Source organism: Microcoleus sp. D2_18a_D3, assembly GCF_036702455.1.
GTDB lineage: Bacteria > Cyanobacteriota > Cyanobacteriia > Cyanobacteriales > Microcoleaceae > Microcoleus.
Genome location: NZ_JAUBTK010000042.1, coordinates 41,807 through 64,578, shown reverse-complemented (window position 1 = coordinate 64,578; position 22,772 = coordinate 41,807). Strand labels below are relative to the sequence as shown.

The window sequence follows — 22,772 nt, the reverse complement described above, 5'->3', positions numbered from 1 at the left end:
CGTCATTGGATTTCTCACCGGATGGTCCTGGATTTTACAGGCTTTATCTCTATCACATCTTTAAAAAAATGGTATAATGGTAAATTTTTCTGTAGCGACAACTTTTCATGTTATCAATCAATTTCAACAAAATTAAGGAGCTGGAAGTCTCGCTTCTAGCTCCTTTTCCTAATACTTGTAGTCCCAAATTTTAGACAGTTAACGGTTGCACCAATTCCTTAACTGGTGCTTCACTGTCACCTGGCTGCTGCACCCGAATTAGCCACCCTTCGGCTTTAGAGTAGTTATCTTTTTGCAACTGTTTGATGGCTTGTTTGAAGTTCAACTGCACGCCCCAAACATCGCTCGTGAAGCGCTTTTCTTGCTTCATCTTGTCAAAGAAACCGACGGCTTCGGGGTGAGATAAACCGCCTTCGGTTTTGGCAATAGAGAGCATCACTTCAAACACATCATCCGCCATCTTCGCATCCCCACAAACGTAGTAATGGCACTTGGGATGACTTAGCTGTTTCCAGACATCCTGGGATTTCTGCTGCATCAGGTTTTGCACATAAAGCTTTTGGTCGTCAAGACGGGAGAATGCTACTTCTAAACCAGAAAGGACGCCTTGATGCTGCCACGTCTGCATCTGCTCCTGATAGAGGAAGTCATTGTGATTGCGACAGCCAAAGTATAGGGTAGCATCGCCCAAGGGTTGTCCTTGCTGCAACAAAGCGTCCCGATACTGGAGGAAAGCAATTAGTGGAGAGACTCCCGTACCGGGCCCTACCATCAGCATCGGTGCATCGAGTTCGCTAGGCGGACGGAAGCTAGAAGTGCGGACACCGATGCGAACCTTCGCGCCCGGTTCCAGTCCAGCTAGGTAGTTTGAACAGAGTCCTTGACGGGCTTTGCCTGCGTCCGTTTTGATTTGTAGCACCCCAACGGTGATTTGTAGGTGCTGAGGGTGAAGCAGGGGAGAGGAGGAAATCGAATAGAGGCGAGGCTTTTGCTTTGGTAGCAACTCCAGTAAAGCCGCGAGGGTAATCTCTGCCGAGGGAAACTCATCGAACAGATCGACAACACTCATAAAGTTATCCGCGATCGTTTTCTTGAGCAAAACGCTGTCGGGATTGTCGTCTGCTTGTCGGAGAATCTCCAGCCAGGTTTCTAGGCGATGTTTCTCCTGGGGATTTTGGGCTACGGAGTACAGGTAGGCAAGCAGTTCGTTGAACGGTTCCCGCAAAGCTAGATCGAGTTCTTCGGAGAGAACCTGACCTACGGTTGTTGGGACGGCAATGGGGGGTTTGTCCTCTATCTGAGTGCCATCTGGTGTTACGTAACCAGCCGTGAAATAGGTGTTGGGCGCGACTGAAAGGCGATCGCACAACCGTTGTACTAATTCCGGTGGATTGCAAGGATAAACGGCAACGTGATCGCCCGTCTCGTATTGCAAATCGCGATCGGAAATATCAAATACTATATAACGAGTAGAACGACTGCCAGGAATCACTTCTAAGAGCAGTTCTCGATTTGCAACGACAGGAACTTCGATACCTCTATCGCCACTCACTGCCACAGGTGCAACATTTGCCGCTTCTGTCTCACTCAAGAACGTCACGTTCAGCTTCGGTGCGGCTGAGGTTGTGGCATCGGCGGCGGTGACATCCTCACCTAACACGCGGGAGACGAGTCCTAACCACTGTTTGAAGGTGTCGGCTTGTCCCTTAATTTCATCCCCTTTGTGCAGCGGCACAATGCGGTTAGCCCCTAGCTTCGCGAGTGCCTTATCTACCGAAATTCCGGCGGCACAGAAGTGTTCGTAAACGGTGCTGCCAATTCCTAGTACAGAATAGCTCAACCCCTCAAGCGAACCCGTCGGCTGTTTCTTCAACCACTGGAGGAATTTCTTGCCGTTTCCGGGCATTTCGCCATTGGCAAAGGTGGACGTAACGATAAGGAGGAGCTTTTCAGAGGCAAGGGTATCGGCGTTGCATTCATCCAGTGCCATCACTTTCGCTTTGTAACGCTGGAGTTGGCGGGCAGCTTTCCGCGCAAAGCCCTCGGCAGTACCAGTCTCGGAAGCGTAGAGAATCAGGATGCGGTCTTGCTTATTGTCGCCCTCATCGGTAGTGGTGAGGAATTTTTCCAGGTCAATGCCGTCTTCGACTGCCCAGCGGTCGGCAGCATGGTGATAGGCAGGGTCTAGGTAAAAGTCGCGCATCTGGTGATGCCAGACCGGGCAGGTACTCCCTCCGGCGGGTGGTACAATCCAACCCGCATCTCCCGGACACTCGCGTCCCGCTTTCTTTTCGCGCAAGTCGTGGGCAAGGAACTGTTTAGAGGCAGTCTGGTGATCCACCATCGAAACTTTGGCTTTCTGGAACGAGTATAAGATAGCGATGTTGAGTTCCAGCGCCACGCGATCGCGCCACAAGGTTTGCTCAGAACTGGTATCCAGCTTGAGAATTCTGGCGATGTCCTCCGTCTTGTCGTAGCGCCAATCTTCCAAGAAATCCCGCATAATCTCAGTACCCATGTACCAGCCATTGAAGGGGAGGCAGCCGTAGGTAACGCCGCCAATGTCCATGCGGAAGTTGCTGATGGCTGGGATGGCGTACCACCGAAAGCCGAGCGACTTGAACTCTGGAATCGTGGGATGCTCAATTTCCACTTCCAGTACATCATCATCATTAAACTTATAGAGCTTTGGCTCCATTCCGGCAGCTTCGATCACCAAAGGCAGGATATCGTAGGGCGTGCGTGGTTCCGGTGGTTGCCAGCCTAGCTTCATAATCGCTTTGGTCAGATCAAAGTTGGCGCGATCGCCTATAAAACTCCCGTCCGGTTGCTCATAAGCAGCATAGCGAATTAGTTGGGAATTCCAGATGCGCGGTCCCCAGCGTTCCTTCGGCTGTTTGGGACGGAAGACGGTCATCGTAATTTGAATATTGCCGCCGTTGGTGGCAGCTCGCAGGTGTTCTTCTAACTCGCGAAACATCTCGTCGGGGTCGGTGACATGGCGGCGATCGCGCACTACCATATTATTCCACTGAATTCGAGCAATACACTTGGAAGCATTGCGCCACGACAACTGCGCCCCATACGCTAATTCTTCATAGGTGTGAGTGTAAGTGCCGGTCGCATTCACTTCCTCCTGAATTTCTACCCAACGCCGCGCCCGATCCTCCGGTTCCCATTCCTGCTCGGTTGCAATCTGATCCAAATATTGCTTTGCTTTTTTGAGCAATCGCTCCTCATTTAGCATGGGCAGCTTGATGATATTCGTAACGCGATCGAACAACGTCTGCCACGCTTGGCGTAACTCTGGCGAAAAGTCCGGCACATATTTCTCAAACAGCATAAACATGGTATCGGAAATAGCCGGATAGGCACAGGATGGCACTCCGGCGCTGCTATGTACCTGTCCTAAAAAGCGTAATTCCCGCATCATGTCATCGCTACTCTCACTTCTGAGGCAGCGCATGAGAAATTCTAGCGACTGGAACAGGTGAATAGACAGATAATCCATGTCGCTCCGTCCGAAAATCGGCAATACAAAAGGATACTTCTCAAACATGGTTTGATAAAACACTATCCCCATTTCCCGTTTGTTCTGAGCGAACACATCCCAGGAGTCTGCCATCCGTTGCAACAGTTGGGGAGACAGAGCTTCCTCATAGCGACGCATTGCTGCCACCATTGGCACAATCACATGGCTGTTGAAAAAGCGGTAAACAGCAGATTGGGTTCCTTGTGCTAGATTTTCGCGATCGTACTCTTCTAGATACGGAATCGACGGCAGCATCCACATCCACACCTGCCGCGCCTTCAACCAGTGATGAGGACGCATCCCCACATCGGCAAACAGCGCTCCGTAATCCTCAAGCGAATCGAAGCTATCCCCTTTTTCTGGAGGCACACCCATTAAGGGTTCGGTAACGATGTTCTGGGTATAAGGCTGAAGCTGATGTACGCAACAGTCAAAGAATTCATAGAAGTAGTCGTTGATGCTGTCGAGTGCTTCCCCGAAAATGTACTCTAGTTCTGGCTCCTCCAGCAAGAGGCGCTTCATGAACTTTTCCATTTGCAATTCTTTCCACGCCCGCAGCTTGTTCCACACATCTTTGACAATGACTTCCTCTTGCGGTGTGAGGGAAACTGCTTCGGGCATCTCGAATTCAGTTTTGCCGTTGCTCTGAGTTCCTGCCGTGTGGAGGCGACGATTTTCGTTCTGTCCCAACAGCGTCAGTGTGCTGCTACTTCCCTCACTGGTACTTTGGGTGAGGCGAGTTTTCAGCTTCAACTGAGGTGCGAGATTCCAGTTCGCGATCGGAAATTCTAACTCGGCGCTGCTTTCACCATTGAGGCAATCCTGTGTTGCCAATGTCACGGTTGCCGCATCTTGCCAAGGCTGAGTGATGTCCCCTTCCCGGTAGCATAGGGTAATTGCGATCGTGCAGTCTCCCTGGTTTTTCAAATCCAATAACCAGCTTGGTTGCTTGCGGCTAAAGGAATCCTTTTGCAACAAAGGTTGTCCCTCATCCGAGAGCATCTGCACGCGGCACTTGTACTTGTAGTTGTCGGAAGCGGGGAAATCGGTCGCCGAGACTTCGGTCAAGTGGATAATTCGTTGATTGTCGTACATACTACTAGGGTGAAGAATTATGTAAGGAGAACAAGCTGGCTACCCATGCAGCAAAAGCTTAAAATATATATGTTAAGTATGAATAATAGGCAGCGTTCGCTCGTCCTAATCTTCATACTACTAAAAAAATAATCAATGGGGCGATCTGCACCATTGAACTTTTATTTGCAAGTGTAACATAGCGCTTCTCAATTGAGTGCAATAGAGTAAGCCCAATTAAATATTACCTGGTTTTAGCCAGCCAAAAACTTCGCCTAAAGTCAACTGCATTTCCGGCATAAATTTGGGCATCGGAAGTATATCTGTTGGTTCTTGCAAGGAAATAGGCTGCTGCCTTGCGGGATAGGCTAAAATGTTTTTTTCATCGGGATCGAGCAACCAACCCATCTGACAACCGGCATTCAAACAGTGCAAAATATTGTTTGTGACTTTGGTTTGGCTTTGGGCTGGGGACAATATTTCTATTGTCCAGTCTGGGTGAGCATTAAATGTATTGGCAATTTCGCCGTCAGCGTCTAGCGGAATGCGATTCCAAACAAAAATCGCGACATCGGGGACAATAGAACGTCCGCCAAAGGTGCAGCGAAGTTCTGGTAGGGCTAGGGCAATTTGCGGTTTCTCTGCGATGTCGTTGGTGACTGTTACGAGTCTGCCTTGTAGTTTGCTGTGTTTTCCTTGTGGCATAGGTTTTTGGACGATCGCACCTTTGATGTATTCGCTAGCGGGTTTGGTTTCTGGGAGTTGCAAAAACTCGTCCAGGCTGATAGTTTTTTGAGGTGCTTGTACCATATAGCGATCGCCCGTTTGAAGTGTGTTGGGGTAACAGTTCCAGTATATTTGAAGTTTCGTCACTTTTGGTGCAATAATCGAACTCAAAAGACTCTAAACTGTAGCTAGCCCGATCGACTGTTTCCACGATAAGCAGTCGATCACATTCATTGAGGCAGAATTTGGCACGGCTCGCGTCAGTCGCATCTATAAACTGCGATTCCTAGCATTCTTTCCTCTAACTACTGACTAATGACTCATAACTTCTTCCTATGTCAAAAAAAATAATTAAAGCAATTAAATCGACTGGTATTTTAGGGGCGATCGCCTCTTTGACTGTTTTGTTATTCGGCGGTTGGAGTGGCACCGTGATCGGCTGGCTGATGGGTACGGCGGCGGGCTTTATTAGCTGTCGGGAGCAGAAGGTTTACAGCCCGAAAATGGGTGCGACTATCGGCAGTTTAGCGGGATTAGGATTGGGAGTTTGGCTATTAATTGCAAGTGTGGTAGAAGGGGTTTTGATTAGACCTTTTTCTGGGCAATCGGCTGTGGCTTTGCCGACGACGCTGCTGTACGGAATTTGCAGTTTGACGATCGCAATTTTGACAGCTACGTTAATGGGTGCTTTGCAGGGTTTGCAGGGAGAACGCCAGCGGCTGGCAACTCTAGTGACATTAGCTTTTATTCTAATTCTGTTTCCGTTTATCGACATTCAGGCTCAGACTGGCTGGATTGCTACTGTAGTACAGATTCAAATCTTTATTATGCTGGCGCTGGGTTTGAATATTACGGTGGGTTTTGCGGGTTTGTTGGATTTGGGATATGCGGCGTTTTTTGCGATCGGCGCTTACACGACGGCTTTGCTATCTTCTGGGCAGTTAAATATTACTTGGAATTTTTGGGTGGTATTGCCGATCGCCGCCGGTGTAGCTGCGATCGCGGGTGTAATCCTGGGTATTCCGACACTTCGGCTCAAGGGCGACTATTTGGCGATTGTTACCCTCGGTTTTGGCGAAATTATCCCGGTTGTGTTTAGGAATTTAACGGCGATTCGGATTGACGAACCAGTCTCGAAGATTGTTGCTTCCCTGTTGGGGAAACCAGAGTTGGTGCTGTGTCTGGTTGGGTGCGATCGACCTTTTAACCTCACCGGTGGCGAAGCGGGCATAAACCCGATCGGGCGTCCATCTCTCCCCATTGTCGGCACTTTCAGCACCGGCAACTACTTTCCCTGGTACTACCTAATTTTGCTGCTAGTTGTCTTCGCTTACTTCATGATTTCGCGGCTGCGAGATTCCCGCTTGGGGAGGGCGTGGAATGCCATGCGCGAAGATGAATTAGCGGCTAGTGCGATGGGCATTAACCTCGTCAAAACCAAACTTTCGGCTTTTGCGATGGGAGCGACGTTTTCGGGCTTTGCAGGCGCGTTTTACGCCGCCTATATCAGCGCGATTTTTCCCAGCGTTTTCGATTTCTCGGTGTCGGTAATCATCCTGTGTATGGTGATTTTAGGCGGTTTGGGCAACATGACCGGGGTGATTTTGGGCGCTATCATTATCATGTCTGCCGATCGGCTTTATCTGCCACAATTAGCGCAAGTCCTGAAGGGTTTTCTGAATACTTTTGTACTCCCCAGGATTGCAATTCCCCAGTTGCGAGACTTTCTGGCAACCAGTTTAGACCCGATTCAAATGCGCTTATTTCTATTCGGTCTAACTCTTGTTGTCATGATGCTCGTGCGGCCGGAGGGGCTGATTCCTGATAAGATACACCAAGCTGAACTGCATTCGGATGCTGAAGCGAGCAATGAGTCTTTAGCCGATGCGAGAAGTCAATAAGTAGGTAAGGGCAAAAACCATAGTATTTTGTAGGCAGGTTTAGCTAAGAATCTAGGATGCAAGGGAGTTTAGGGGTATAAACACCCCCGTCCCCATCTAACGTTTATTTGTAACCAACTACTTAGTAAGGGTGAAAGATTAGCCATGAAGAATGTAACTGGTACTGCTTTTATCGTTGCGGAATTTAGAGCCGAAGAGAATGAAGAGGCAATTCCTCTCTACACTGATCATGTAGTAAAAATTTGGCTCAATGAGGAAACAAAAGAAATAGCTGCAAAAATAGCTCAAAACTCTCCTGCGGCTAAAGAAATGGTTAAGTTGCGGACTAAATATTTTGATGATGTTTTGTCAAATCACATTTTAGGAGGTTGCAAACAAGTAGTTATTTTAGGTTCGGGTTTGGATACTCGCGCTGCTAGGATTAATGGAGAAGGAGTGATTTATTTTGAAATAGACGACCCCGCGACTCTTCAATTAAAAGAAGAAACTCTCAAAGCTAACAAAGTTACTGCTAATGTTCGCTACCTTCCCGGCGATTACGTAAAAGACGGTTTAATCTCCTTGCTGAAACAGAGTGAATTTGATTTCGAGCGACCGACATATTTTTTGTGGGAAGGCAACACCACCTTGCTTGACAAAAAAGAGGTAATATTTGTATTAGAAAAAATTCGCGACAATGTTCATAATTTCCGATTGTCCTTTGATTATATGTCGGAAAAGGTGATTTTGAGAACGACGGGCTACCAAGATATCAATGATTATATAGATAAATACGAAAGTATGTATGCACCGTGGATTACTGGGTTTGAAAACATTGCAACTTTGGCTGACGAACTCCATCTCAAAGTTATTGAAAACTTTGCGACGGCCGATTTACAGGCACAATATCGCCCTCGCCGTTCGCTAGAATCTAATCTTTTTAAGTTTTATTTTGTTTGTACGTTAGAGAATATGTCCTAAAATATTCCCAATTGATTCCCCTGCGTGAAACCTCGCGAGTATCTCGCTCGCACTACTATAAAATATTAGGAAACACAACCCCAATGTCATTATTAGAAGCACAACAACTTACAATGCGATTCGGCGGTTTGACTGCGGTCAACCAGGTGAGTTTAACCTTGGAAAAAGGATCGATCGCCAGTTTGATCGGCCCCAACGGTGCGGGGAAAACTACTTTTTTTAATATGCTGACGGGTATCTACAAACCGAGTGGGGGACAGTTGGTACTTGAAAATAAAAATATCACGGGTTTACCGCCGGATCGCCTGACAACTTTCGGCATTGCTAGAACTTTTCAAAATATCCGCTTGTTTAACAACATGACTGTGCTGGATAATGTTTTAGTAGGTAGACACTGCCGATTAAAAACAGGTTTGTTGGGTGCAATTCTCCGCCCTCCGGCTGTGATTTTGGAGGAACGGGAAGCTAAGAAAAAAGCCTGGAGTATGCTGGATTTTGTCGGTTTAGGTGCTTCTAAAGCGTCGGAGTTGGCAAAAAACCTTTCCTACGGCGACCAGCGCAGATTGGAAATTGCCAGGGCTTTGGCTTCCGATCCGAAAGTGCTGCTTTTAGACGAACCGACGGCGGGGATGAACCCGAACGAAACGGCTGATTTAACTCGCTTTATTTACCGGATTCGCGATGAATTGAATTTGAGTATTTTGCTGATTGAACATGATATGAAGGTGGTGATGGGAATTAGCGATCGCGTGAGTGTAATGGAGTACGGTACTAAAATTGCTGAGGGAACTCCGGCAGAAGTTCGCTCAGATCCTCGCGTAATTGAGGCATATTTGGGAAAAGAAGAAGATGCACATGGTTAATGGGTAAATATCTCCATATTTTGATTAAAATTTAGGTAAAGATAGCCCACAAAGAGCAATTATGTTGGAAATTAAAGACATCCACACCTACTACGGAAATATACACGCCCTCAAAGGAGTATCGCTAACAGTCTCGCAGGGAGAAGTTGTGACATTAATCGGCAGCAACGGGGCGGGGAAAACTACAACTCTCCGGACAATTCAAGGACTGCTGCGCCCGCGCCAAGGCACTGTATTATTTGAGGGAAAGCCTTTAGAAGCACTATCTACAGAGGCGATCGTCCGTTTGGGGATTTCTCAAAGTCCCGAAGGGCGGCTAATTTTTCCGCGAATGACGGTGCAAGAAAACCTAGAAATGGGTGCTTATCTCCGCAACGATACTCTCGGTATCAAGTCGGATATGGAAAAAGCATTAAATTTATTTCCTCGTTTGCGAGAAAGAATTAGTCAAAAAGGGGGAACTCTCAGCGGTGGCGAACAGCAAATGTTGGCGATCGCCCGGGCTTTGATGTCGCGCCCCCGCTTGTTATTATTGGACGAGCCGAGTATGGGATTGGCACCGATGTTAGTCAGTCAAATTTTTGCGATCGTCCGCGATATTAATGCTGAAGGAACAACTATTTTACTGGTGGAACAAAACGCCCGCATGGCTTTAAGTGTAGCCCACCGCGGCTATGTTATCCAAACCGGTCAGGTTGTAGTCGCTGGTAGTGCTAGCGATTTGCAGTCAAATGAAACTGTTCGCAAAGCATATTTAGGTGAAAGTTAAATAGGGGCATTGGGCATTGGGCAAACAGGGCATTGGACATTGGTTATTGAAACTGACAACTAACAGCCAAAAACCAACAAATAACAAATAATATCGTTTCCGGTTGCATCGCTATTGTTCAAACAGTCAACAGTCAACAGTCAACAGTCAACAATTCCGGAAGAGTGCAACCGGAATTGATATAACAAATTACCCTATTTGCGATCGCAACTTCCCCGTTTCCAATTCCGTCTCAAAAGCCGCCCGCACCTTTTCCCACTCCGCTTGGGCTTCCAACAGGCGATCGCGCGCCGCACTCACATCAAAAACCTGTTCCCCTCCAGACTCAACCGCCGCGCGACCCATATACTCCAACTCCTTGCAAACAGCAGAAAAAGACACGGCTCCTAAATTGGCGCTGCTCGACTTCAGCGTGTGAGAAGCCAGCTTCAAACTATCAGCATCGCCGAGAAAAATAGCCTCCTTAATAGTTTCTAAATGTTGCGGTGCGTCTAGCAAATATATCTTAATCAGCTCCCCCAAAAAATCCGGGTCTTCATCATCGTCTAGCTCGCGGAGATTTTGCAAAATGTGAAAATCAATCGGCGAATCGGCTCCCGGTTGAACGCTCGAATATCCAGCAGTATCACTGTCAATGTCATCAGAAATATCTTGATTGTTTTGCTCAGTAACCACCTCCAATTCATCCCGAATCAGAGGTGAGCACTTGCTCAAGGCGATCGCCAACTCTTCCCGGCGTACCGGCTTAGTAATATAATCGTCCATACCTGCTTCCAGACACTTTTCGCGATCGCCCTGCATCGCATTAGCAGTCATCGCAATAATTCTCGGCTTCTTGTTAGCAGGCCATTCCTGACAAATGCGGCGCGTCGCTTCCAACCCGTCCATGTTCGGCATCTGCACATCCATCAGCACAACATCGTAAGATTGCCGCTTCAGCGCCTCCAAAACCTCCAACCCATTAGCCGCAATATCAGCGCGATATCCTATCCTGTCGAGTAAATGCGTAGCGACTTTTTGATTCACCACATTGTCCTCAGCCAGCAAAATCCGAATCTGACTAGAATTAGCTGCATCCTGTCCGGGAGAATTGGTCCCAACCTGCCTCAAAACAGCAGGCGTCCGCTGCACGCGGTGCTGTTCTTGAGAATTTTCAAAATACTTCAATCCCGAAGTCAAAGTCACCACATGTGAAACTTCTCCCCTGCCGCTTCTGCCAGTAACATATCCAAAAACTTGCAGCAACACATTATAAAACTGGGACTGTTTTAAAGGCTTAGTTAAAAAAGCAGAAAAATGTACTTCTGTAGTTTCAAGTTTTTTCCAAACTTCGGCCTTACTTAAATAAGTAAACAGCACCAAAGGTAGTGCTATTTTGCGAGAGTTTTTAACGATGACATTCGGATTTTGCTCGTCGCCGCCAGAGAAATTGCTCAGCTCAAATTTCCGAATCTCCACAGCCAAAGCCACACCGTCCATATCTGGTAGATTCATCGCCAAAATAGCTAAATCGAGCGGCGAGTTTCCTTTGATGATTTCCAAAGCCTCAGCACCCGAAGTTACAGCCACGGGTATCATTCCCCAAGACTCTGCCTGACGGATCAAAACTTGCCGATTAATGGCATGATGCTCAACAATTAACAAGCGCTTACCAGCGGCGAATTCGGGCCTTTTTTCCTCAGCCCGGATGTCATTCGCTTCAGCAGTCACCGTGAAATAAAAAATCGAACCCGAACCCGATATCGACGGCGGAGTAAATTCTGCTGGCGACCTTCCAGCGATACTTTGTCCGGTGGCAGAAACTCCCGGTTGAGACTTAGAACTTCGCGGATCAACCTGGCTGACAACCCACATTGTACCGCCCATCATATCGCTCAAACGCTGGCTGATAGCCAGTCCCAAACCCGTCCCGCCGTAATGTCGCGTTGTCGAAGCATCCACCTGCGAAAAAGCTTTAAACAGGCGATCCATCCGGTCTGGCGGAATGCCAATTCCCGTATCTTGGACAGCAAATTGAATCTCGTATTGTCTGCTACGTGCCAACTCTCCCTGGTTAATTACTAGCGCTTGTGGCTCTATAATATTAATTTTTTCCGGCGAAGCATTAGCAGCTACCTGTTCAATTTGCCTAGCCGTACAGCACACCACAATTTCTCCCGATTCTGTAAACTTAACTGCATTCCCCAGCAGATTTACCAAAATTTGGCGCAGCCTCGTGACATCTCCTAAAATGTTTTTCGGAACAGAATCATCAATAAAGTAAGCCAGCTCTAAACCTTTTTCTGAGGCTCTCGGAGCCAGTAATTCCAAAGATTCTTCTATACAGTTTTGCAGCTCGAAGGGACTGCGTTCCAAATCCAATTTTCCCGATTCAATCTTGGAAAAGTCGAGAATATCGTTAATAATAGTCAGCAAAGCATCGCCGCTGGTACGAATTGTCTCCACAAAATCCCGCTGTTCAGGAGTTAGTTCCATATCCAGCAGCAAGCCCGTCATCCCGATGACCGCATTCATCGGAGTGCGGATTTCGTGACTCATAGTCGCTAAAAATTCGCTCTTAGCTCTGTTAGCAACTTCCGCCGCTTGTCGCGCTTGCTCCAAAGCTTCATTTTGCTCGGCTAACTGTCGCTGTCGCTGAACTTCGGTTTCTAAAAGTTGTGCTTGAGCTAAGGTAATTCCGACTTGCGCGGCAACATCTTCTAATAGTTCAATTTCGTCTGGAGTCCACTGGCGAGTTGCATCGCACTGGTGCAAAGTAATAATTCCATTCGGTTCTCCTTGATAGGAAGTGCGAACCGCCAACATAGATTTTAATCCGATGCGGCGGCACATCGGCCCCGAAGATTCCAGCAAAGGATCGGCAAACACATCGGGAGATGCCAGGGCTATATCTTCAGCGAGGAGTTTTTCTGTGTAGGGGTTATAAGTGACAGAAAGTTCTAAATCTAAAGCCGATGCGTGACCGGGTTCTAAGTATTCGGCGACGCAAGGAAGGTGGGGATAAGGTTCGGAAAGATAGGTGTGAATTGTACAGCGATTGACACCAAATACGCGGCCGATTTGGGTGGCGGTAGTTTGAAAAATTTCTTGAGTGTCTAAGGTCGATCGCACTTTTTGAGTAATTTGTTTGAGTAGTAAAACGCGCTGGTACTGACGTTGCAAAGTTCGCTCTCGCTCTTCGCGGGCAATTTCTGCGCCGATGTAATTGCCCATCAACTTTAAAATTTCAAAATTCAGCGGTTTAAAAGGAGATTTAGTGGTGCGGGAAGTAAAGCTCAAAGTACCATAAACTCGCCCTTGCACTATTACCCTCGTCCCCACAAAAGCCTCCAACTTGCGGACGCTGTAGGCGGGGTGGTTGCGCCACTGAGTAGTGCCGGCTGATTCGACAGAAATAGGTTCGCTCGATCGCAAAACCTCTCGCTCAAAGGTTCTGCTCAAAGCAAAACCGTCTCCTTTAGCAAATCCAAAGGGAAAATCTTCCGGTACATAAGCCGCAATCACTTCGTAGCGATCGCCCAAAACCCTGCCCAACAGCCCGATATCCATCCCAAACTGACTACAGCCCATTGCCAGCAACCGGAGCGTTCGATCGTCAAAAGAGCCTTCCGAGCTCACCATTACCTCGTAGAGCGATCGAATTGCCCGCTCACTTTCCCGCAGTTCCTCAACTCCTTCGAGGCGGTTGCAGACATCGTGCAAAGTCCCGAAAATTCCCGCTATTTCGCCTTGGGAATTCCGGCGGACTTGGGCAAATAGTTCCACGGAAACAAAGCCGGAATTACTGTGAATTCCCAAGGAGTTTTTCTCCGAAACAGACTTAGACTTAAATCGCACTTCTCGCCGTTCAAATTCCGACTTCCCGGACAGCAAAGACTCCAATAAATTTGCACATTGCTCGCGCTCATCTGGATGCACCCACTCTAAAAAATTAGTTTGCAAACTTTCGGAAACCGCATAATTCGTAATTTCCGTCCAAGCGCGGTTGAGAAATTTCCAAACCCCCGCCGCATCTATGTGGAAAATTACTGTTGCTTTCAAAGAGTCAAATAGATGGAATTGTTCTCGATCGTGCTCGCGGTTTTTGACTTCAAACTGCTTGTTTGGAGTAATATCTGTATGAGTTCCTACTACCCGCAGCGGTTTGCCGGTAGCGCTGCGTAAAACTTGACCCCGGTTCAGCACCCACACAGTGCTGCCGTCTTTACAGTACATCCGATATTCTGCTGCAAAATCCGGTGTCTTTTGGGCGAAGTGTTCTTCTAAAGCTGCCTTTACCGAGTCAATATCATCTCGGTGGATGCGACTCCACCATTCGGATCGGCGATTCGAGATTTCCCCTTCTTGGTAGCCCAGCATTTCTTGCCACCGCGCCGAATAAAAAAACTCATCTGTTTCGAGATTCCAGTCCCAAATCCCCTGATTGTTGACGGCAGGGGGGAGATTTGGCGGCTCTACGAAACTGTGGTGAGAAATTTCAGCCATCTCGTGGCTATTTGCTGCTGTCCGCTGTATTTCTGCTGAGAGTTTTTTGTATTGAGCGTGGCTAGATTCTAGCTGGCGCTGCAAAGCGATTAAGCCAGAATGCAGAGATTTTGAATCCAGCGCTTGTAAAAGGATAGTTTTAGGATTGATAATCCCGATCGGGTGATTTGTTTCGTTGATGACTAATAAAGGCAACTGGCAGTAGTGTTTTTGCAGCAGCGCAACGGCTGCTTCGAGGCTAGAGTGCGATCGCACCAGCGGCGGCGAACTGCTGCAAATTGCTCCCGCTCTAATTTTGTTAGAGTCTCTTCCCAGGGCCTGCAACTGCACGATATCCCGCGAACTTACCACCCCAACCAGTTTGTGAATGTTGGGATTTGTAAATTTGGAATTGTGAGCCGCACCAGTCGATTGTTGATCGGGGGTTTCAGTGATTAATACATAACTAACATTGTGTCTAAACATCAGTTGCGCCAAATAGCGAACCGAAGAATTAGAAGGAGCGTGAATTATTCGTGAAGCTGCTATTTGAGGGATTTGATAAAGTTTAATTAAACTTGCAGGTAGCTCTACTTTCTGATGCACAATTGGCAGCGGCGGAGGGAACGCGAAAGCCGCAGGTGGCGAAGGGCTGCTAGTTGCTTTTTGTGTCGATTCCCCAATTCCCTGCAACATTTGCACCAAGCTTTGAGAGCTAATTAAACCGACAAGTTCTTCAGCCTCGCTGACTACGGGCAAATGGCTTATCTGATTTTTCTCCAGCAGATTTGCTAAGGCAAAAAAGTCGGGAATTTCCGATTCTCGGGCTACCGTTACGGTTCGGATCATGATTTGCTCGATCGCAAATCCCCTCAAAGCAGCGCCGATCGAATTTAGCTGTACGATATCTCGCGTTGTAAAAATCCCCAGCACTGTCTGGCCGCCCGCATAGGGAGCTTTTGAGCCGTTGAGACGCAGCCCGTTGCCTCCTGCTTGTACCACACGCGGTATGCCGTTGTAGAAACCCGACTGTTCTCGCAATTGTGGGGAAGTCCCGTTCGTGGGATTTCCGAATTGAGAATTCCCGCGCGGTTCTACCACGAGGACGTAACTGGCTCCTGTGCTACTCATCAGCTCGATCGCCTTTTCTACGGGCGTCTCAGGGGTGACAGTGAGGGGATTGCGGTTGATGACCTGACTGAGGGAGGGAATAAACATCAGGGGGCATAAAAGTGATATTTGTTGGAAAAACCCGATCGCGAGCAGCAGGTTGATTGAGAGGCTTTACCCGCGAGATTTCCAAGCGCCCTCAAAGTTTCTGTACGATTAGACTCACCCATACTTCCAGCATCTTGGCATTTAAAATTAATTCCGTGCCATATCCTGATAATTGACGGCTTCTGACTTTCAGAACCAAGGCTATCTGCCAGAGGGCCCAGATGAAGGCGGGCGGGTAATTCCTCGCTTAGCCTAACTGCTGCGGGTTTACGAGCAAGAATTTCTGCGATTGTCTAGACTGCACCCTACTTTCTGCCCCTCAACGGAACTCTCGCTCGCATTCTGTTTGAGGCAAGATACCTGCACGCTACCAATTTACCAGCGACAGGAGGGGAATCACAACAGGACGACTTAGGTATGGCAACTGTGCAATTAGGGGTTCGAGGGTTCAAGGGTTCCAGGGTTCCAGGGCCAAACAGGCAGAAAATAAATAATTCTGAGCATAACTAATTCTATCTTATCCCAATTATGGCCCAGAGGATTTGAGCTTCAATTCTGGCGATCGAACTTGATGAGAATAGCGCTGTTCCCCGCCAGTGCAAAACTCGCATTGCCGCCCTTGAGCCTTAAGCTACCAACAACCTCATCCATTGTTTTAGAACTGAACTCCCGCACCGTGCCATTACCAGTTTTTATCAGCTCCGAAATATCAGCATTAACAGTGTAAGATGTTGCTCGGTCATTCACAACCAGCAAGTAAACATTCTTGCTAGCATCAATAGTTGCAACTGCCATTAAATCCGAACTGTTAGTGATAGGAAAAAAGGTAGCTTTCCCGCCCTGCAATGCCCTAATTCCCATCCGCAAAGCATAGTAGCCCGCGCGCCGTTTTCCCCCGTCCCCTAGCAAACCTTCCGCCCCTGCGGGCTTGCCCCAGTCGTACAAACAGAATATGTGACTGCCGTAAATATAATTATCCCCCGGTTGAGAACCTCGAATCAAATTCTTAATCAAATTTAAAGCTAAAGATAAATCGCCGTAGCTAATGTTGTAAGTTCCCCATTCTCCTACCCAAAGCTGCGAGTTAGCGCGGACAGTACCCTTCATCCAGCCGCGCACTTTGCGGGTGTAGTTAGAAATATCTGCATCGTAGTTGTGGACATTGACTGTATTGAAATAATTCGGTATTTCCTGCAAAGCACTAGCCGGCCAATTGCTGCCGCCTACGGTTTTCGGGCCGTGGATGCGGTAAGTGCGTTCGGGCAAATAAGTTTTATAAACAAAGTCGATCGCATCTTTTGCCACCTTAACCAATTCAAAATAGTCAGCCCTAGTCCCGCCCCAACCCTGATCGCGATTATCCGGTTCGTTGTGAATTTCCCAATCATCCACGCGGTAATCATTGCGAACATTTAGCCAATAAACCGTAGCAAAAACGTGTTCCCACCACTCATTCCAATCTTCTCCTGTGCGCGGGGGATTCAGTTGCAGCGCCCAACTCGGCCGCCAGCTATTATCAACATTCCGTATAGTCACAACCGGGCGAATATTTGCTTGTTTGAGACTATTAAAAATAGTTTTGCCATTGCCTTGCCAAACAGTACCGGGTTTTCCCGACCACCAATAATCGCTACCCTGGGGCGGATTAGTCATAATCTGATCCCAATGCGCCCAATTAATTATATTGGGATTTGTCTTAATTTCGTCAATAGACGGCCACCCGTATTTACCATCATCGTCTTCGGGTTCCCATCGGGACATCCCGCCGTAAATGCGGTACGTATTAATTCCCAAGTCTTGTAAATCTTTGAGGTCGAAATTGATATTGCCTTCGACTGCACCGATGTAGCGAGTGCTGACACCCGCAGCAGTACCGGAAATTTTAATTGTTTCGATGTTTTGAGCAAAAATTGTCGTTCCGCTGAACAACTCTAGGCTGAGGGCAATTAAAATGCCTAGAAACAAATTCAGAATTCTAGTTTTTGATAACACTTGATTATTAACTACTATAGTCATCCTAAATGATTCAGATAAATTTGTAAGGTAGTGCCTTTCTTTGCCTACGCCCTATCTATCGGGCAACAACGGGGGGATTGCCCCTACAATAATTATGCAAATGATTTAGGATTGCTATAATTTAGGTTATTTTCCGTCCGAGGTAAAGAGATCCATCGCTAATCTAACTCGACGGGCGATCGAGTTTGTTAGCTGTGGTAAGAAAAAAGCATTAACTATTATACCAATTTCAATAATTAATACATAAAGTAAAATAGCACGGGTAGCAGTAAAAAGTGAAGGTTCACCTCGAACAACCACAGTAAAATATTTGGGTATAACAATTAACCCTATAAATTGCGTGAAATATCTGGCGGGGTGACAACGCCGCCGGAAACCCAGCCAGGGCTCATATTTGATCGACTTGTGTTAAAAAAGATAGGTCAGAGCATTCCAAGGGACGATCGCCTTTTGTTCGCTGGTAACAAGAAAACATGGACGCCCAAGCTGTAGATAAAGTGAGTTTGGGCTTTATCTGGGCTGAAAATTTGTTTAAGTCCCGTTAGGAAAAAACGCTTTTATTAATTAATTAGACGATCGCCCTTTAATAAAAACAATAAACCCTCAGCAATTGCCGAGGGTTTATTTCCAAAATCATACAATTTTGCCCACAAAAAATATCTCGGTCTAAAGGTAGATGATATTTGGGACTAACTAAGGTTATTTTTTGTGAAATTCTCTACTTGTTTATAGCCCCAAAACAGGCGCCTCAAAAACGCAATAATTAGACCCCAAGCCCCAGTCGTCAAGCAACCTCAAACATCGATGAATTTCTCTAGAGTAAGTCTTAAAGGAGCATAAGAATGTTAGATATTGATGAAATGAGTTCCAAAGAAATACAAGAACTTTTACAGCAAGTAGGACACGGACACCTCGGCTGTGTATTTGAAGGGCATCCCTACGTTGTGCCAATGCACTATTATCTCCAAGATTCGGACATATACATTTTCACAACAGTCGGGATGAAAACTAAGTATATAGACAGCAATCCAGAAGTCTGCTTGCAAGTGGAAGAAGTCCGGGATTTCCAACACTGGCGCAGCGTTGTGGTGAACGGGCGAGCAGAACGCCTCACGGAACAGTCAGACATCGATCGCGCGATGCAATTGGTCAAAGAACACAACCCCACACTTTCACCAGCCATCAATCGCACCTGGATTGACTCGCTGGGACGTGCGGAGGTAATTGCAATCTACCGCATTCACCCCAGGGAAATGACCGGGCGCACGACGGAGGGAATCAGCAGTCGGTGAACGTCTCTGCTGGCATGGGAATAATAATTTTCTGAGTGAATCGCGATCGTCCTACTCGCCGGCTCAGTAGCATTCCGATCAAACTGGATATGAGATTAAATCAACTTACTTGCCAAAAAATCTCTGATGTACCGATTCACTAACTGCGGCTGTTCCTGCTGCACCCAGTGGCTGCAATTAGGAATATACTGAATCTGAAAATCCCGCACGTAATCTGCGGTTCCATAGGTTAACTCTTTGCCGAAGGCCGCATCATTTTCTCCCCAAATCATCAGCGTCGGAACTTGCAGCACACTCCAATTCTGGCGATCAAGAAATCCGCCAGCTAGATTGCGGTAATAATTGATAGTAGCAGTCAGAGCGCCCCGTTTGGCAGCCGCATCTTTGTAAGCTTCGATATCTGAGGGGCTAAAGGTGCTTTTGTCCACTGCCATACCTTCCAAAGTAGCAGAAATTGCCTGATAGTCGCCCAACTGAATTAACAACTCCGGCAAAACTGGCAACTGAAATAAAAAGATGTACCAACTTCTCAGCAATTGTTGAGGAGTGCGTAACCCTTCAGCCAACTTTGCCGGATGTGGTAGATTCATCACAATTAATTTATCGACCATTTGGGGATAAGCATAAGCAAAACTCCAGGCGATCGCACCTCCCCAGTCGTGACCAACTAAGACGCAACTTTCGTATCCCAAACCCTGAATAATGCCCTTGACATCTTGCACAAACTCTGCCATCACGTAAGCAGATTGATCGTGAGGTTTGTCGCTGTCGTTGTAACCCCTGAGATCCACAGCGACAACTTTATAATCTGATGCAAATTCTGGAATTTGATGCCGCCAAGAATACCAAAATTCAGGAAATCCGTGCAGCATCAGCATCAGCGGCCCCGAACCTTGAGTGACATTATGCAGTTTAATGCCGTTCGTAGCGATAAATTCGTGTTTCCAAGCAGCTTCTAGCACAGACATATTTAATGCTTTCTTTAGCTTTAGAAATATGGTAGCAGTTACTCTGTTTGAGAGGAACCAACTTTAGGCAGATATAGCAATTCTCCCAGCACTTGTAAACTCTTCATTTTCTCTTCCTTTGTGGAACCGGCGTCCCGCCGGGGGTTCTTCGCGAAAGGGCTGCGTAAAAAAAAGCCGTAGCACGGGCGAGGGTTCGACGCCATCGCCCGTTTCCCACAAAGATTGCTATCTCTGTCAAAATATTAGTATAATGTTGCTGGCATCCAGACAACTATTAAGCCAAAAATTACTCATTTTAGAGCGCGCGAAAATCCCGAAGCGCAAGAATTTGAGGTGTGGTGAGGGTGCAAGTTCAAGAATTAAGATCGGGCGAGTGTACTAGGAATTAAAGGAGTTAATACTATGTCGGGCGATCGCCTGCAAAACATTGTTAACCGCTTGACAGATCGTCTAAAGCGCGATGTATTAGTTGAAAAATCCCTCTACGACATTCGAGAAGTTTTGCAGAGCGATCGCGCCGTACTGTACTATTTTTACAGACAGTGGCAAGGTCGAGTGACTTACGAGATGTTGAGTGCGATCGAACTCTCAATCTTGGGTTCAACAGGGCCAGATGAATGTTTTAACCACGAATACGCTGCTTTGTACGAAGCCGGCAGGGTTAAAGCAATTGCAGATATTGAAGTAGAACGAATTAACCCATGCCACCGAGATTTTCTGCGTAGCCTGAAAGTTCGCGCCAATTTAGTCGTGCCAATTTTAACGAACAAAGGACTGTGGGGGCTGTTAATTGCTCATCAGTGCAGCGGGCCCCGCACTTGGTTGGAATCGGACATTGAATTCATGCAGCAACAAGCACAAAATATGGCGATGTCTCCGACAATTCAAGATAGTTAATCTTTCATCCAAAATCCCGCTTTGTGACAGTTGGGGTGAATTGTCTGTGCGATAAAAAATTACCTACCAACCAAAATATGGTGTTCTATTGTTAAGCGGGAGTTTGTACCGACTCCTAGGGCTGGATGATAATCTCAACCGGAATCCCTAACTCTTGATTCAGCTTCCGATGTCATAACGGATTGAGACAATCAGCCGTAAAATGCAGCGGCGAGAAATAACCTCGAATTCATCACCAGTGGTTTTTGCTCGTCCGCTGCCATAAACTGTTACCCCTAGCGCTTATGGTGACTGGCTTTCAGGCTTTTTAATTAGCCTTATACAAGCGTGTATCGTTGCCAGATAGTAATAGAACATCCAATTATACCAAATGGCTTTGTCATAATCCTGCTTTTGAGTGTCCTTGTGGTGTCGTATTGAATAGTTATTAGCTAGGTTAAATAAATCGTCCTCGTCTTTGCTTGATATTACTTCCTTAATTTTAGGACGCAGCCACTCAAGAACATCAACTAAGTCTCGAATTGCATCATGCTTTCCATCTAGAGATGAGCGAGAACGTCTAAATTTAAGAATTGCTGATTCAACTCGCTGCTCAACATTTTCAGGATCGTAGAGAGGCAAGTTTGCAAGAACTAAGTCCTCCAATCCTTGCTCTGGAGATTCTAGAATTTCACCCTTTTCGGAGAGTTCATATCCCTCTCTATAGTCACACAAGAGCTGATTAATCCTATCTCTAAATTCTTGCTTACCAGTCTCCCTATCGAAGGTGTCATAAGAATCTCCATGATTACTCCATTCATCGTATCGATAAATCGGCTCAGAAACACAATCGTAAAGAAACTCGATGACATCAAACAAGTCATCCTCTGAATAATTATTACATTTTTCCTCAATTGGCCATAAGCCAGATTTCCTGATGGCGAGAAACATTTGTGCTTCTATATCAGCACCTAGAGCACCAAAGTTTTGCTGAAAATAATCTTTATTTAGAAAATCAAGATATAAAGTTTTGAAAAGTTTAACGAACATGGGTAGCTCGTAGCGAATCGCCTCAGGATTTTTGCCAGTACGATGAGAATAGTATTTCTTCATGAACGATTATCCCAATTTTGTCAATATATCCGGTGGGGCGAAGGATTCGCACCTATATTATCTCGATTATATGACGTATTTTAATTGTAGTGTGCGTCAGGTGAGTTTCTTAAACGATTATTGAAGGTTTAAATATCTGACGCACCTTACTAATTAAACCAGCCTGCTCGCGGCGATCGCATATTACCAAGCAACCAGAATCCTGTCCCAATCGCTGCCGATATTCATCTAACTGTTCCACACTTTTGTCTCTAGCAAGAGTTGGCGGCAAGGAGTTTTCGGATGCTGGGGGAGCGAAACCCAAGAATGATATCTTGAGGAGACACGCCACGTTGAATCAGTTCTCGATCGATGTAGATTTCGGTACTGTTGTGTTGAATCCAGATTTGATTTTCGATGATATCGAGCTGCATGGCACAGCCATAGATGCGATATTCGTCGCGCCATTCGTTGTGCATAACGAGGTATCGATCGCGGGCCATATCGAATATTAGCTGAGCATTTGCGTCATTTTTAGAAAAGTCTTCGAGAAAGTCACAAACAATTTTGCGGTATTCGTTTAGTCTATCCATTGGTCGATCGCCTCGCGAGTTGGATTGTAAATAATTAGTCGAATTTCATAACGTTCGATGACAGTTTTTGCGGGTTCAAATCTGAGAAACATTTGGTAGGTATCGGTGGGCACTGCCAGATACAGCATACGTTCTGGTTCGCTAGAGACTTCGATGGCAATGCGATAGTTGAGGAATTGACCGAGGGCAGTGTGGAATTCAGAAATGGTCGAGCCACCTGCGAAACTTTTGACTTCTACAGCTATTTTACGTCCTTCTTTTTCAGCGGCGATCGCTTCTTCGGCTGCAAGATCGATGTAGACATCAGCAACACCATAACGTAACTGGTAGGGATCGTGGGTAATCTTCCAGCCATCTTTTTGTAGGGCGATTTTGACCGTGTTGTGGAAGAGATCCTTTGCCATTTCTAGATTCTACCCAAGGATTTA

At 46.7% G+C, this 22,772-nt stretch carries 16 protein-coding genes; 6 read left to right on the top strand and 10 right to left on the bottom strand.

Going from position 1 to position 22,772, the window contains the following annotated elements; genetic code table 11:
• Positions 1-190: 190 nt before the first annotated feature.
• Entirely contained in the window at positions 191-4,627 is a 4,437-nt protein-coding gene (locus QUB06_RS19485) for a nitric oxide synthase oxygenase (RefSeq protein WP_333436650.1), read from the bottom strand.
• A 216-nt stretch (positions 4,628-4,843) separates the two neighbouring features.
• Positions 4,844-5,416: a Uma2 family endonuclease gene (locus QUB06_RS19480; RefSeq protein WP_333436651.1), complete on the bottom strand. Its 573-nt coding sequence runs from the start codon at positions 5,414-5,416 to the stop codon at positions 4,844-4,846.
• 251 nt (positions 5,417-5,667) lie between these two features.
• Here QUB06_RS19480 and QUB06_RS19475 point away from each other — a divergent pair, with 251 nt between their 5' ends.
• From QUB06_RS19475 to QUB06_RS19460, 4 genes are all read left to right on the top strand, one after another.
• Positions 5,668-7,233 (top strand): ABC transporter permease subunit, encoded by a 1,566-nt coding sequence (locus QUB06_RS19475; protein WP_333436649.1) that lies wholly within the window; start codon positions 5,668-5,670, stop codon positions 7,231-7,233.
• A gap of 144 nt (positions 7,234-7,377) precedes the next feature.
• Positions 7,378-8,193: an SAM-dependent methyltransferase gene (locus QUB06_RS19470; protein WP_333436648.1), complete on the top strand. Its 816-nt coding sequence runs from the start codon at positions 7,378-7,380 to the stop codon at positions 8,191-8,193.
• Between the two features lie 83 nt (positions 8,194-8,276).
• Positions 8,277-9,056, top strand: coding sequence for an ABC transporter ATP-binding protein (locus QUB06_RS19465; RefSeq protein ID WP_333436647.1), 780 nt, complete (start codon positions 8,277-8,279; stop codon positions 9,054-9,056).
• Positions 9,057-9,117: 61 nt separating this feature from the next.
• Positions 9,118-9,825, top strand: coding sequence for an ABC transporter ATP-binding protein (locus tag QUB06_RS19460; RefSeq protein ID WP_041623339.1), 708 nt, complete (start codon positions 9,118-9,120; stop codon positions 9,823-9,825).
• A 189-nt stretch (positions 9,826-10,014) separates the two neighbouring features.
• Here QUB06_RS19460 and QUB06_RS19455 read toward each other — a convergent pair whose 3' ends face one another.
• From QUB06_RS19455 to QUB06_RS19445, 3 genes are all read right to left on the bottom strand, one after another.
• Positions 10,015-15,507: a response regulator gene (locus tag QUB06_RS19455; protein ID WP_333436646.1), complete on the bottom strand. Its 5,493-nt coding sequence runs from the start codon at positions 15,505-15,507 to the stop codon at positions 10,015-10,017.
• Positions 15,508-16,056: 549 nt separating this feature from the next.
• A complete protein-coding gene (locus QUB06_RS19450; RefSeq protein WP_333436645.1) occupies positions 16,057-17,499 on the bottom strand; it encodes a hypothetical protein in 1,443 nt (480 codons plus the stop codon).
• 150 nt (positions 17,500-17,649) lie between these two features.
• Complete coding sequence (locus tag QUB06_RS19445) at positions 17,650-17,823, bottom strand: hypothetical protein (RefSeq protein ID WP_333436644.1); 174 nt, start codon at positions 17,821-17,823, stop codon at positions 17,650-17,652.
• Between the two features lie 542 nt (positions 17,824-18,365).
• On the opposite strand from QUB06_RS19445, the gene QUB06_RS19440 reads away from it, so the two are divergent.
• Positions 18,366-18,815, top strand: coding sequence for a pyridoxamine 5'-phosphate oxidase family protein (locus QUB06_RS19440; RefSeq protein WP_333436643.1), 450 nt, complete (start codon positions 18,366-18,368; stop codon positions 18,813-18,815).
• 95 nt (positions 18,816-18,910) lie between these two features.
• On the opposite strand, the gene QUB06_RS19435 is transcribed toward QUB06_RS19440, so the two are convergent.
• The gene (locus tag QUB06_RS19435) at positions 18,911-19,783 is read right to left on the bottom strand and encodes an alpha/beta hydrolase (protein WP_333436642.1); all 873 of its coding nucleotides are present in this window, start codon (positions 19,781-19,783) and stop codon (positions 18,911-18,913) included.
• Positions 19,784-20,185: 402 nt separating this feature from the next.
• Here QUB06_RS19435 and QUB06_RS19430 point away from each other — a divergent pair, with 402 nt between their 5' ends.
• Entirely contained in the window at positions 20,186-20,680 is a 495-nt protein-coding gene (locus QUB06_RS19430; RefSeq protein WP_333436641.1) for a GAF domain-containing protein, read from the top strand.
• A 282-nt stretch (positions 20,681-20,962) separates the two neighbouring features.
• Here the strand turns inward: QUB06_RS19430 and QUB06_RS19425 are convergent, their stop codons facing one another.
• The 4 genes from QUB06_RS19425 to QUB06_RS19410 all read right to left on the bottom strand — a co-directional run bounded on the left by QUB06_RS19425 (position 20,963) and on the right by QUB06_RS19410 (position 22,748).
• Positions 20,963-21,772 carry a hypothetical protein gene (locus QUB06_RS19425; protein ID WP_333436640.1) on the bottom strand — a complete coding sequence of 270 codons (810 nt, stop codon included), beginning with the start codon at positions 21,770-21,772 and terminating at the stop codon, positions 20,963-20,965.
• Positions 21,773-21,881: 109 nt separating this feature from the next.
• A complete protein-coding gene (locus QUB06_RS19420; RefSeq protein ID WP_333436639.1) occupies positions 21,882-22,043 on the bottom strand; it encodes a hypothetical protein in 162 nt (53 codons plus the stop codon).
• A complete protein-coding gene (locus QUB06_RS19415; RefSeq protein ID WP_333436638.1) occupies positions 22,024-22,344 on the bottom strand; it encodes a XisI protein in 321 nt (106 codons plus the stop codon). The genes QUB06_RS19420 and QUB06_RS19415 overlap by 20 nt, the downstream gene beginning before the upstream one ends.
• Positions 22,332-22,748, bottom strand: coding sequence for a XisH family protein (locus QUB06_RS19410; RefSeq protein WP_333214083.1), 417 nt, complete (start codon positions 22,746-22,748; stop codon positions 22,332-22,334). The genes QUB06_RS19415 and QUB06_RS19410 overlap by 13 nt, the downstream gene beginning before the upstream one ends.
• Positions 22,749-22,772: the final 24 nt, after the last annotated feature.